Annotated in this window: 12 protein-coding genes and 1 pseudogene; 4 read left to right on the top strand and 9 right to left on the bottom strand. The window is 65.1% G+C overall.

The window, feature by feature from the left end; translation table 11 throughout:
* Positions 1-47 precede the first annotated feature (47 nt).
* The 5 genes and pseudogenes from QMK31_RS17415 to tatA form a co-directional block, all read right to left on the bottom strand.
* Positions 48-107, bottom strand: a pseudogene (locus QMK31_RS17415) (hypothetical protein); the annotation flags it as partial.
* A gap of 40 nt (positions 108-147) precedes the next feature.
* A complete protein-coding gene (locus QMK31_RS17410) occupies positions 148-237 on the bottom strand; it encodes a DUF5655 domain-containing protein (protein ID WP_502853168.1) in 90 nt (29 codons plus the stop codon).
* A 126-nt stretch (positions 238-363) separates the two neighbouring features.
* Complete coding sequence (locus QMK31_RS13165; RefSeq protein ID WP_283501402.1) at positions 364-1,320, bottom strand: ferritin-like domain-containing protein; 957 nt, start codon at positions 1,318-1,320, stop codon at positions 364-366.
* 208 nt (positions 1,321-1,528) lie between these two features.
* A complete protein-coding gene (gene tatC, locus QMK31_RS13160; RefSeq protein ID WP_283501554.1) occupies positions 1,529-2,284 on the bottom strand; it encodes a twin-arginine translocase subunit TatC in 756 nt (251 codons plus the stop codon).
* A gap of 59 nt (positions 2,285-2,343) precedes the next feature.
* Positions 2,344-2,628: a Sec-independent protein translocase subunit TatA gene (tatA, locus tag QMK31_RS13155; RefSeq protein WP_283501401.1), complete on the bottom strand. Its 285-nt coding sequence runs from the start codon at positions 2,626-2,628 to the stop codon at positions 2,344-2,346.
* Positions 2,629-2,906: 278 nt separating this feature from the next.
* Between tatA and QMK31_RS13150 the strand changes: the two genes are divergently transcribed.
* The gene (locus QMK31_RS13150) at positions 2,907-3,701 is read left to right on the top strand and encodes an RNase H family protein (RefSeq protein WP_283501400.1); all 795 of its coding nucleotides are present in this window, start codon (positions 2,907-2,909) and stop codon (positions 3,699-3,701) included.
* A gap of 1 nt (position 3,702) precedes the next feature.
* Here the strand turns inward: QMK31_RS13150 and QMK31_RS13145 are convergent, their stop codons facing one another.
* Positions 3,703-4,941 carry an exonuclease domain-containing protein gene (locus QMK31_RS13145; protein ID WP_283501399.1) on the bottom strand — a complete coding sequence of 413 codons (1,239 nt, stop codon included), beginning with the start codon at positions 4,939-4,941 and terminating at the stop codon, positions 3,703-3,705.
* A gap of 194 nt (positions 4,942-5,135) precedes the next feature.
* Between QMK31_RS13145 and QMK31_RS13140 the strand changes: the two genes are divergently transcribed.
* On the top strand, positions 5,136-6,050 hold the full coding sequence (locus QMK31_RS13140) for an oxygenase MpaB family protein (RefSeq protein ID WP_283501398.1): 915 nt from the start codon (positions 5,136-5,138) through the stop codon (positions 6,048-6,050).
* Positions 6,051-6,087: 37 nt separating this feature from the next.
* Here QMK31_RS13140 and QMK31_RS13135 read toward each other — a convergent pair whose 3' ends face one another.
* The 3 genes from QMK31_RS13135 to QMK31_RS13125 form a co-directional block, all read right to left on the bottom strand.
* Positions 6,088-7,362: a M18 family aminopeptidase gene (locus QMK31_RS13135; protein WP_283501397.1), complete on the bottom strand. Its 1,275-nt coding sequence runs from the start codon at positions 7,360-7,362 to the stop codon at positions 6,088-6,090.
* Between the two features lie 49 nt (positions 7,363-7,411).
* Entirely contained in the window at positions 7,412-8,161 is a 750-nt protein-coding gene (locus QMK31_RS13130) for a hypothetical protein (protein ID WP_283501396.1), read from the bottom strand.
* Positions 8,162-8,282: 121 nt separating this feature from the next.
* A complete protein-coding gene (locus tag QMK31_RS13125; protein ID WP_283501395.1) occupies positions 8,283-9,041 on the bottom strand; it encodes a hypothetical protein in 759 nt (252 codons plus the stop codon).
* A gap of 147 nt (positions 9,042-9,188) precedes the next feature.
* On the opposite strand from QMK31_RS13125, the gene QMK31_RS13120 reads away from it, so the two are divergent.
* Entirely contained in the window at positions 9,189-11,363 is a 2,175-nt protein-coding gene (locus tag QMK31_RS13120; protein ID WP_283501394.1) for a RecQ family ATP-dependent DNA helicase, read from the top strand.
* A 161-nt stretch (positions 11,364-11,524) separates the two neighbouring features.
* Positions 11,525-12,331, top strand: a complete 807-nt coding sequence (locus QMK31_RS13115; protein WP_283501393.1) for an amino acid ABC transporter substrate-binding protein — start codon at positions 11,525-11,527, stop codon at positions 12,329-12,331.
* Positions 12,332-12,337: the final 6 nt, after the last annotated feature.

Raw genomic sequence — 12,337 nt, 5'->3', positions numbered from 1 at the left:
CGCTGGGTGCCGGTCTTGCGACCGGGCACGGTGAGCAGCAGCACCGATACTCCGCGAATCCGGCCGCCGATGCGCCCGTTGCTGCGTCGGTACAGCAGCACCGGCATGCGCATAAGCGTGCGCCTCAGTCGCGCCGTGATGCCCCCGTCAGTTGCCTTCGTACGCGGCGCGCAGCCAGCCAAGGAGCTCGTCATCGACCTCGTCCAGGTTGGTCACCGACACCCTGTGGGTGCACATTCCGCCGGCCAGCAGCAGGCGATCGGTGGGCGCGGCGCTAGCGCCACACGCTACCCTCGACCTGCGCCAGTGCGCGGGAGTTCCGTCCGCCTCCCGCGCAACTCCCGCGCCCTTCGACGTCGGTGTTTAGCCGTTAGCGCCACTCATGTTGATGACACCGTTCACTCCAGCCGGGAAGAACCCACCCGAGCGCACCGGCGCAGCATTGAGGTAGGTGATGTTGAGCACCTGGGCCGCACTACGGCTGTAGGCCAGCCCGTTGGCGTCGGTCGGCACGAGGTTGGCCTTCGACGCGTTGCCGATGCCCTGGTCGAGATCGGTCGGGCCGTCGACGGCGTCGCGCACATCGGAGATGGCCTGCGCGGTCGAGTAGACCGAGGGAAGCGCGATCCCGAGTGCGTAGAGCGTGCTTCGAATAACACCGGCGTGGTACGCCTCAACCGCGAGCAAACCGGCGGCCGCTTCGAGGAAGGTCTTGTTCGTGATCAGGGGCGCTGCACCCTTATAAGCGGTAACTCCGACGTCTTCGAAGATGAACGCCCCGAACAGAAAGTTCGCCTCATTGGCGTAGACGTCAAATTTCTGTCCTGGCTTGATCAGCCCGGCCGCTTGCGCGGCAGCGGTGAAGCTCGCATCGAGGTTGATCGCCGGGCGCGACACAGCGACGCTGCCGAGCGCCGACCGCAGGAACGCCACGTGGGCCTTCTCGTCGGCGGCGATCTCATCGGCGTACTTCTTGATGATCCCCGTCTTGAAGTGCACCATGCGGCCGCCGGTCACGCCACCGCGAGTGCCGGTTCCCGTGGTCAGGTTGTCGGGCAGCCCTCTGCCGGTCGTCGCCCGCAGATAGAACTCGGCCTCGAGGTATTCCAGGTTGAGAGCGAAGTTCAGAATAGATGCATCGCTCGGAGCGGCCGCCGGAACCGCGGCCGCTTCGGCGGCCAGCGCAGGGCCACCGGTGGCGAGCATCGCCGCTCCCACTCCGAAACCGGCTACACCGGCAGCGCGCAGAAAGTTTCGGCGGTCCGAGGAATTCTCGGCGCTGCGGTTGATGGCGTTGGTAATAAAACTCTGATCGAACATCCTTGTTCTCCTATCGATGGGCGAAAATGCCAGGTGAGTCTGAAGCAACACCGGCAACCTACCCGCGAAAAGCAATCTTCTGAAAGGCTGGACAGGGCACGTAATCAAACGATAAGAACTATGCTCACTTTGTAGTGATTGCGGGGTCCGCACCTAATTAGGGCGCGAGGGAGCACCATTCAAGCGGATGCCGGCCGTCGACGACGGGTCAGAGCAACAGCCCGTCGATACCGACCGGGGGAACGCGCCGAGCGACGCGACGATCGTGCAGCACGGCGATGCCGTAAGCGGCGAAATAGAGCACCACCATGGGAATGGCGAGCAGGAACATGGAAACCAGATCGGCCGCCGGGGTCGCGATCGCCGTGAACAGAATGATCACGAGTATCGCTAACCGCCAGGACTTGATGATAGACCGGGCACTGATTACCCCGGCGAAGTTCAACAGCACGATGAATACCGGCAGCACGAACGCAATCCCAATGGCAATCATGAGTTTGAGCACGAAATCGAAGTAGTTTTGCGCGTTGATGAACGCGGCATCTTGCCGGGGAGCGAAGCTCGTCATGAGCTCGACCACGTGCGGAAGCACGTACCAGCCGGCCGCGCACCCGGTCAAAAACAGCGGTACGGCCGTGAAGAAGAAACCGAACGTGTACTGCTTCTCCCGGCGGGTGAGCCCAGGGGTGAGAAAAGCGAAGATCTGGTACAGCCACACCGGGCTCGAGACGATTAGCCCCACGTAAAACGAGATGCGCAGTTTAAGGTCGAACGCACTCGTGATATCGGGATAGTTGATCTGCGCGTTGCGGTTCTGGGCACGAACGATGGCGTAGATCGGTTCGCGCAGGCCGTCCCAGACGAAACTCGACAGCAGCCAGCCGGCAATCGCCCCGAGCAGAATACCCAGCGCCGCCAGGAATAGTCGTTTGCGCAGCTCCAGCAGGTGCTGCCCGAGCGACATCTTGCCTTTGTTTTCACCTTTATACGCGGCGCTGCGCACACCCTGCACAACCATCTGGTCTAGGCCTTCGGGTTCGGGGGGCCGCTCGAGTCGGTGCTGGCGTCGGCGCTGGAGCGGTCAGACGGGTCGGCGGGGGTCTTTCCCGTCCATTTCCGGTCTGACGTGGCGTCCTCGGTCCGGTCCGGCGTGGCGTCCTCGGTGCGGTCCGGCGTAATCTCGCTCTTGAAGATTTTCATCGACTGGCCGAGGCTGCGGGCCAACCCTGGCAGTTTCGGAGCGCCGAACAACAGCAGGATCACGACAAGAATGATCAGGAAGTGCCAGCCGGTCAGGTTTTGAAGCATGCGTAATCTCCCTCGAATCAAGACGGTCGTGCAGCAGTGTAACCGCCACACCCCGAACAAAACCGGGTAAACCTCAGCATTTTCTCGGGCTGTAACATTTTTGCGAGGAATGCGTAAAACGATGCCTGCGCGGCGGGTTCGGCCGAAGGTGCCCACGGCTCCGATCGTGACACGATCGGCACGACAAGCCTTTGCCCGGTGATACCTGCAGCGGACGCCCGAAGTGGCAGACTGGAACAACCTGCGCCCGAACGGGACGCTGTTGGAAAGGCCTGCACATGACGATCACCGCCGCCGCCGACGGTTCTGCCCTCGGAAACCCCGGACCGGCCGGCTGGGCCTGGTACGTCGACGACTCCTGTTGGGCGGCCGGCGGCTGGAAGCACGCGACCAACAACCAGGGTGAGTTGAAGGCCGTTCTCGAACTGTTTCGGGCCACCGCGCACCTGGACGACGACCTGCTCGTGCTGTGCGACAGCCAGTACGTGATCAATTCTGTGACCAAGTGGATGAAGGGCTGGAAGGCCAAGGGCTGGCGGAAGGGCGACGGCAAGCCCGTCATGAATTTGGACTTGCTCCAGGAAATCGACGAGGCCATCGCCGGGCGCCGGTACCGATTCGAATGGGTGAAGGGTCACGTGGGGCATCCGCTCAACGAGGCCGCCGATGTGCGTGCGCGCGGTGCGGCCGAAGCTTTTCAGCGTGGGCGGTCCGCGCCGGCCGGACCGGGTTTTCGCGGCGTCCAGGCGGGAACTGAACCGAAGGTTCCGCCGCGGGCAGCAGCATCCGCTGGCAGCAGTGCTCCGACCTTGACGACGGAGCGGGTCACCGAACGGGCCGGTGCCTACGCGCACGACGAGCTATTCTCCTTTGACGACCTCGACGACCTCAACCAGGAGGTCGGCGAGGACTACCGCGACCTGACCGACCCGCACGGCCCCGACGCGATGCGCAGCAACGGGGAGCTGCACCGGGTGACCCTGTCGCTGAGCACCGCGGAGCACCGGCGTGTGGTTCAGCGGGCCGCGGTCAGCGGAGTGACCGTCGAGGAGTATCTGCGTGGCCTGATCTAGGTCAGCGCACTCCGATGAGAGACCGCAGGCCGAATTCGGAGACGATGGGAATGCCGTAGTCGCGGGCTTTGCCGGTTTTGCCGGTCATCGACTCCGGGTCGGCGGCAACGAGCAGCCGGGTGCGCAGGGTGACCGCTGTGCCGAGGGAGAGGCCGCGCGCGACGAGTTCCCGGCCCCAGTCGGAGCGGGCGCGGGCCATTTCACCGGTCAGCACCACGATGTCGCCCTGTTCCAGCAGCACCGTGCCGATCGAGGCCATCGGCGGGCGAGCGCGCGATGTGGGTGCGGCCAGCGCGGCGGCGGTGGCCTCGGGAGCGACGTCGAGCATGCGGGCGACCGCGATCAGGTCTGCTGAATCTTCGACGCTGAGGGCGCCGTCGCACCAGGCCACACGCACGAGGTCGTTAAAGTACCGAAGATGCAGGGCGGCACGATCAGCCGCTGTGATCCCACTCAGTTCGGCCAGAACGTAAAGTTCACGCGTTTGGCGAGGCGAGAGCACGCGATGGAGCAGGCACAGATCGAGCAGGGCGAGATAGTCGAGGTTTTGCTCCGGGCCGGTGTAGTCGGGGAGCTTCACGGCCGCCCTGGCCAGAAAACTCGGCGTCGGCACGTCATCGATCGTCATCGACGGGTCGCGCTGCACCCACTGCGCGGCACTGGAACCCGCGATCGTCGGCCAGTCGCACTGCTCGGCTCTATCCAGGGCGTTGATCCACGGTGTCGCGCTGGGTGCGCCGTGCAAGTAGGCCGCCAACAGGCTGGAACACGCCACGGCCTGCACCAGCGCGCCGGGACCTGGGTCGATCTCGATGTCGTAGGCGGCACAGCAATCGATGAGCAGCCGGCCGGCTCCCGGCAGGTAGTTGCGGGCTAAATGCATGGTGCAGACCGCCTCGAGCCCGCGCCCGGGGGCATAGCCAATCAGCTCGAATTCCCGCATCAGAAATCCGGTGACGAACTGGGCGTTGTGGGTCACCAACACTCGGCCGCGCAGCAGCTGGACCAGTCGTGGTGCGATCTGCTCGAAGGTCGGCGCTCGCAGCAGCTCCGCCGTGCTGATGTCATGGTTCGCCACGTCACCGGCGTTGCTGCCGGGGTTGATGACGGTCTGCCAGCGCGCAGAAATGTGACCACCCTCGTCGAGGTGCACCACGGCTACCTCGACGACCCGATCCCGCTGATACGGAAACAGTCCGGTGGTTTTCAAACTAATAACGGCGTATCCACGTTCGGGCATGGTCACACTCCACAATCTTGTTCTGCGAAGTTATCTGCAAACTCGTCTCGTCGCGATCACCCGTTCGGGGGCTTGTGGGTAAAGCCAGATCCTGTGTAGATCCTTACCTGCGCCCGGCCAGAACTTCGAACCTCAACCGCTCACGTTGCCTTCGTTCGCGGCGGGCGTCCAGCGAGGCGGAGCTACCATCTTGAATGACCAGATTCACGGATAGCTGGCGCTCGCACCTTCTGGTGACGCTCTCGGGGAACAGCGATGGGCGGCCCGGCTGGGTCGACCAGATCGAGACCGGCGACAATGCCGGATTCTTCGGTCCCGGAAGTGCGGCCTGGGCGGTGCACGGCGGTATGGCGACCATGGTCGCAGGCATTCGCGCCCTGCTCATGCAGACCCTGCACCCGGGCGCTATGGCCGGTGTGCACGATTGGTCCCGCTATCACCAAGACCCGCTCGGCCGTCTGTCGGGAACGATTCAGTGGCTGATCACGGTGACCTTCGCCGACACGGTCGTGGCCGAGCGCGAATCGGGCCGCGTCGCCCACTTTCACGAACGCGTCGCCGGAACCTACCTCGATTCGCGCGGCGAAGACCGCGCCTACGCCGCGGGGGATCCCGAGCTGTTGTCCTGGGTGCACGTCGTCTTCACCGACGCGTTCCTGCAATCCCACCTGCTGTGGGGCGACGCCATTCCCGGCGGCGCCGACCGCTACGTCAGCGAATGGGCGACAGCCGGAGAACTCATCGGCGTGCAGGATGCCCCGCATTCCGCCGCTGAGCTCGCCGCTCAACTCGAGGCTTTTCGACGCGCCGGAACGCTGAAAAGTGATTCCCGTGTGGCCGAAGCGGTGAGCTTCATCCGAAATCCGCCGCTCAGCCGGGGCATGCTGCCGTTTTATCGCATCATGTTCGCTGGCGCCGTGGCATCAATTCCTCGCGAATACCGCGACATGCTCGGCCTTAAACGATCCCGTCTGCCCGCTATCTGGGGTACCCGGCTCGTTCTCGGTCTTGTGCGCGTCTTGCTCGGCCCGTCGTCGACGTCAGAGGATGCCGCCCGCGCGCGGCTCACGCGTCTCGCCCGCACCGAAGAATTGACTTCGGAGACCTAGTTTCTCGGTCAGATCGGGCCGTGGCTCAGGCGCACCGTCACAGCTCCGGTGCGAAGAAGGCGCTTGCGGCCGCGCTGAGCGCCTGCGGATCGTTGACGTGGCAGAGTTCGCGGGCCGAATGCATCGACAGCAGGGGCACACCCACGTCGACGACGCGAATGCCGAGCCGAGTCGCGGTCAGCGGTCCGATGGTCGAACCGCAGGGAACCGTGTTGTTCGAAACGAATTCCTGGTAGTCGACGTTCGCCTGGGCGCAGGTGCGAGCCCAGAGGGCGGCGCCATGGGCATCCGTCGCGTAGCGCTGGTTGGCGTTGATCTTGAGCAACGGGCCGCCACCGAGAATGGGCCGGTTCGTCGGATCGTGCCGTTCGGGATAGTTCGGGTGCACGGCATGACCGGCGTCGGCGGACAGACACCAGGATTCGGCGTAAGCCTGCAGCCGCTCTGACCCGGTCGCGCCGAGGCCGTGGCCAATGCGGGTGAGAATATCGTCGAGTAGCGGGCCACTCGCGCCCGAGCGGGACTGCGAGCCGAGTTCTTCGTGGTCGAACGCGGCGAGCACGCTGATCGGGCCGTCGGTTGCCTGGTTGCTGGTCGCGATGAGAGCCTGCAAACCCGCATAAACCGAGGAGAGATTGTCGAGGCGGCCGGCTGCGAACAACTGCTGCCCGAGACCGAAGGTGGCGGGCAACTGGGTGTCCGCGGTGAGGATGTCATAACCGGCGATCTCCGCTGCCCGCAATCCGGCCAGGTCGGCGAGGTGGGCCACGAGGTCGGCCTCTGATGCGTCGCCGACGCCGAAAACGGGAGTGAGGTGACGTTGCCTGTCGAGGGTCAGGCCGTTGTTCACCTCGCGATCGAGGTGAACGGCGAGCTGGGGCATGCGCAGGAACGCTCCGGTGCGCACGAGATGCTCGGTGCCGTCTCGGGTGACCAGGCGGCCGGCAAGTTCGAGCTCGCGGTCCAGCCAGGAGTTCAGCAGCGGACCGCCGTACACCTCGACGCCGGCCTGCAGCCAGCCGTGTGCGCCGATCGTGGGCTTGGGCTTGAGTTTGAAACCCGGAGAGTCGGTGTGGGCGCCGAGGATGCGAAACGGGGTAACGGGACCGGCGCCGACCGTCTGCGACCAGGCGATGACGGCGCCGTCGCGCACGACGTAGTGGTTGCTGGCCTCGTCGGTCGTCCAGCTCTCCGACTCGTCGAGCCGGGTAAAACCGGCCACATCCAGGCGCCGGGCCACCTCGGCGGCGGCGTGGTATGACGACGGTGACGCTTGCAGAAAGGCGGAGAAATCAGCGGTGTAGGCATCCATTCATCCATCCAACCACCCGCACGGGGCAGCGGATGCCGCGGGCCGCGTGCTACGAATCGGCTGGCGGGTCGGCTGGTGCGTCGGACTGCAACGCGGCGCGCGCGAAGGCGGCACCACCGACGGTCACCGTGCCGCGGTCGCCGTGTAAGGCCTCGGTCTGTTCGAACGCACCGAGCCGGTCGATCAAGCGCCACTTGGTATCGACGAGGTGCCAGACCGACTCCGTTGTGGTTTCCTGGCCGTCTGACTGCACCCAGCCGAGCGACCCCAGCGCGCGCGACAGGGTCGTGAGATAGTCTTCGCGGCGGGCCAGGCCACGGGTCGCGACGAACAACAGCAACAGGCGGGTGGCATCGCTCACGGCGGGCGTACGACTGTGGTGAATGGTGCGGGCAAGATGCCACCAGAGCTCGCGGGGCGACCCGCACAGGGCGGCGCCCTTTTTGGTGAGCACGAGCATCCCCTTGCTGACCCGCAGCAATCCCACGTCGCGCAGGTGCCCGCGCAGTTCCTGCAACGGCCGCAGGTGTACTTCGCGGTTGACGCTGATCGGCCAGCCCCAGTCGAGCTCGGCGGAGGCTTCAAGAACGACCGCCGGCGGCAGGTGCCCGGCCTTGGTCAAGCGGATGCCGTCGGCCCCGACCCTGGTCAGTATCCACTGTGCCGGAGCAACCATGCGCGCCATTGCGCGCTCCTGCAGCAAGATCGAATCGTTCACTCGGGCCTGCCCGATGAGTCGGCGAAAACCGACGACGGCCTGTTCCGGCAGTCGCGTTTCGATCTCCTGAATCACATTCACCCACCGAGCCTACTGAGCGATCTCCCTCGCCGGCGACGCATGCCCCGCGACACGCACGGCGCAACCGTTTCGAGGCGGCCGAGTGGCGTTGGTTGAGCCGCCTGCTCCATGTGGGTGAGAATTACGCGCGGCGGGAGCGGGATTTGACCAGCAGCACGACTCCGAGCGCAAGCCACCACAGCATTCCTAGTGGGATCAGCGCCACCGAGCCAAACCAGAAGAACCCGGGCAGGTCGACATTGGCTGCCGTCAGGAAGGGACCAGCGATGAGAATCACCAGCCGGAGCCCGGAGATGACCCCCAAGACGCACAACCAGATCGGAAGGGCGTGGGAGCGTGCCCCGGCGACGCTGATCCCCACCGCCCAGAAACCCAGCGCAAGGAGGCTCGCCTGAGCGAACCCATGGGTTCCCAACATTAAAATGGTCAGGTAGGCGGACTCGCCCCATCCACTGTTCATTGCGTCGACGTAGAGCAACGGCCCCACCGACTCGCGCAGGACCCCGTGCATGAACAGGAATGCAGCCGTCAAGAGTCCGAGCGCGCTCAGGCTTCGGCGAGTAATGCTGCTCGTGCGTGGTGCCAGCGCGTCTGAGACGGCGAAACTCGCCACGATGTCAGCGATAGCCATGACGAATACCGTGACCCCGACCACGGGGTAAATCTGCGGATATTGGCGCAGATAATCGAGGCTCACTACGGGGTTATCGGTGTCGTCAAAGCCCAGAGCCGGTGGCAGGAGTTCGAGCGTCACCGACAAGATGCCTCCGAGCCCGGCAATGATGACCGCCACTCCCCCGGCTCGCAGTGTTGCCCGATCGGCGGTCCCTGAGGGCGTCGCCGGCGCGGCAGCACTGTCTCGGTCGCTGGTTGCCCGCATGGCGCACTCCTCTGGTCGCCCTCGCGCTGGCAGGTACGGCGAGCCGGTCACGGTATCGCGATGCGCGCAACAGTACGCGCAAAGTCGGCCGAGCGGAATGGATTTTCGGGGCGCAGGAATGTCGGCGGCATCTGGCACCCTTGAAGGATGACCGACACCCGCGCATCCGCTTTGGCCATTCTGCGCACCCTGGTGGGGCGAGACGATGCCGACTTTCACACCGGACAGTACGAGGCCATCGAAACTCTCGTCGATTACCGTCGGCGCGCGCTCGTCGTGCAGCGCACCGGATGGGGCAAATCGGCCGTGTATTTTGTGGCCACCCTGCTGCTGCGACGCCAGGGTGCCGGCCCGACCATTCTGGTATCGCCGCTCCTGGCCCTAATGCGGGACCAGGTAGCCGCAGCGGCCAGGGCCGGCGTTCGCGCTGTGTCGATTAACTCCGCCAACGCGCACGAGTGGGCCGACGTACTTCGTCAACTCGACGCGGATGAGGTCGATGTGCTGCTCGTGTCACCGGAACGCCTCAACAACCCGTCTTTTCGCGATGAGCAGCTGCCCGCCCTGATCGCTCGGGTGGGCCTGCTCGTGGTCGATGAAGCGCACTGCATCTCCGACTGGGGCCACGATTTTCGCCCGGACTACCGCCGCCTGCGCGATCTGATCGCGCAGATGCCGGCGGGCGTGCCCGTACTCGCCACGACGGCGACCGCCAACAGCCGGGTCGTGCAGGATGTCGCGGAGCAGGTCGGCATGGTCGCGACGGGTCTTCACGGCGCGACTGGTCATTACGGCGCGGGTGCCGACGAAGCTGATGCAGGCGGTGCTCAGGTCGTCACCATTCGCGGACCGCTCGCCCGCTCCTCGCTTCGGATGGGCGTGCTGCGTCTGCCCGATTCGCGTGCCCGCCTGGCCTGGCTACTCAGCCACCTGGCTGAGTTACCGGGCAGTGGAATCATCTATACCCTCACCGTGGCCACCGCCGAAGACACCGCCCGGTTATTGCAGGAAGCTGGCCATGCTGTGCGCGCTTACACCGGGCAAACCGATACGGCCGAACGGGAAGAATCCGAGGGATTGCTCAAAAGCAACCAGGTCAAGGCGTTGATCGCCACGAGCGCCCTCGGCATGGGGTTCGACAAACCCGACCTCGGCTTCGTGCTGCATCTGGGTGCGCCCTCCTCCCCTGTGGCGTACTACCAGCAGGTCGGTCGTGCCGGCCGCGCCACCGCGTCGGCTGACGTTCTTCTCTTACCCGGCGCCGAAGACGAGGCAATCTGGCACTACTTTTCAACTGCGTCGATGCCAAGTCAGACCAAGGCTCTCGCCGTGATCGGCGCACTCGAAGCGGCGGGCGGACCCCTGTCAACTCCCGCTCTGGAGGCTCGGGTCGATCTCAAACGCACTCCCCTGGAACTCCTGCTCAAGGTGCTCGATGTTGACGGCGCGGTTCACCGGGTCAAAGGCGGCTGGCAGTCCACCGGGCAGCCCTGGGTGTACGACGCTGAGCGCTATGATCGCATCAAAGAGGCCCGGCTCGGCGAGCAGCGGGCGATGTTGGAGTTTCAAAGCACGACCGATTGCCGCATGGAATTTCTGCAGCGCGCCCTCGACGACGACACCGCCGAGGCCTGTGGCCGCTGCGATAACTGTCAGGGCTTCTGGTATCCGGTCGATGTTGCCGAGGACGCGGCCACGACCGCCGCGCAATCGCTCGACCGGGTCGGCGTTGCTATCGGCGTGCGCGCCCAGTGGCCCACCGGCATGAGCAGCCTTGGCGTCGCAGCCTCCGGCAAGATTCCCCTGACCGAACGCGCCGAACCCGGCCGTGCGCTCGCCCGTCTCACCGACCTCGGCTGGGGCGGTCCCCTCCGTGAGATGTTCGCGATCGGGGCAGCGGATACCGCCGCGCCGCCGGCCATGCTGGCCGCCTGCGTTCGCGTACTGGCCGAGTGGGGCTGGACTGAACGACCGGCAGCCATTATCTCGATGCCGTCGCGGCGGCATCCGCTCTTGATCGACTCGGTGACGCAGTCGCTGTCGTCGGTGGGGCGACTGCCGCTTCTCGGTACCTTGGACTGGTCAAACGGTGGCCCCACCGGTGAGCCGGGCGGCAACAGCGCCTACCGGTTATCGAGCGTGTGGGAGCGCTTTGCGGTCGGTCCCGAGTTGGCCGCGGCCCTCGCCCCCTTCGCTGGCCGCCCGATTCTGCTCATTGACGATTTAGCCGATAGTCGGTGGACCGTGACGGTGGCGAGCCGACTATTGCGCCAGCACGGTGCCGGAGCGGTGCTACCGTTCGCCCTCGCCCTGCGTTCGTAATGAGGCGGCCGGTATCGCGGCTTCATGGAACGTAACCGGAATATTCACGGCGGGTGGCGCCTTGTTACTGTGAGACGCCGCTACCCGTGGCCTCCTCACCTTTCCGGGCCGTTGCGCACATCCCGCGTTCGCTCCCTCTATTTTGTTAGGCGTTTGTTTTCATGAAGCTCAGATTCATTCCGGCCGCTGTCCTATCGATCGTTGCCCTCACTCTGACGGGCTGCTCCGCAGCAAACAACACTGACGCCGCGACCGGCACCGACGATTCGCTTAGCAGCGTGCAGGACGCCGGCACCCTCGTTATCGGTACCGAGGGCACCTACCGGCCGTTCTCGTTCCACCAAGACGGTTCAGGTGAGCTCACCGGCTACGACGTTGAGGTGGCACGGGCCGTTGCTGCAGAGTTAGGCGTCGACGCGAAGTTTGAAGAAACCCAATGGGACGGTATCTTCGCCGGCCTCACCGCCGGGCGCTGGGATACCATCGCCAACCAGGTGTCGATCACTCCGGAACGCCTCAAGGCCTACGAATTCTCCACGCCGTACACCTACTCGACCGGTGTCATCGTCGTTCCCGCCGACAACACATCGATCACCTCATTCGCGAGCCTCGACGGCCTGACCACGGCGCAGTCGCTGACCAGCAATTGGAACGCCCTCGCCACCGAAAGCGGCGCGACCGTCGAAGGCGTCGAGGGCTGGGCCCAATCCGTCGCCCTGGTCGAACAGGGCCGGGTGGATGCCACCATCAATGACAAACTGACCTTCCTCGACTACCAGAAGTCCACCGGCGCCAAAAACCTGAAGATCGCCGCCGAAACCGAGGACCGCTCGGAGAGCGCCTTCGCCTTCGCAAAGGACGGCACCGCACTGGCCGAGGCCGTGAGCGAAGCGCTCGCGACCCTCAGCGTCGACGGAACGCTCGCCGAGCTCTCCGATAAGTACTTCGGCGCCGACGTCAGCCAGTGACACTCA

This window comes from Cryobacterium sp. PH31-O1, from assembly GCF_030063455.1.
Lineage (GTDB): Bacteria > Actinomycetota > Actinomycetes > Actinomycetales > Microbacteriaceae > Cryobacterium.
Note: the sequence above shows the minus strand (reverse complement) of the source record. Positions and strands in the feature narration are given on the sequence as shown.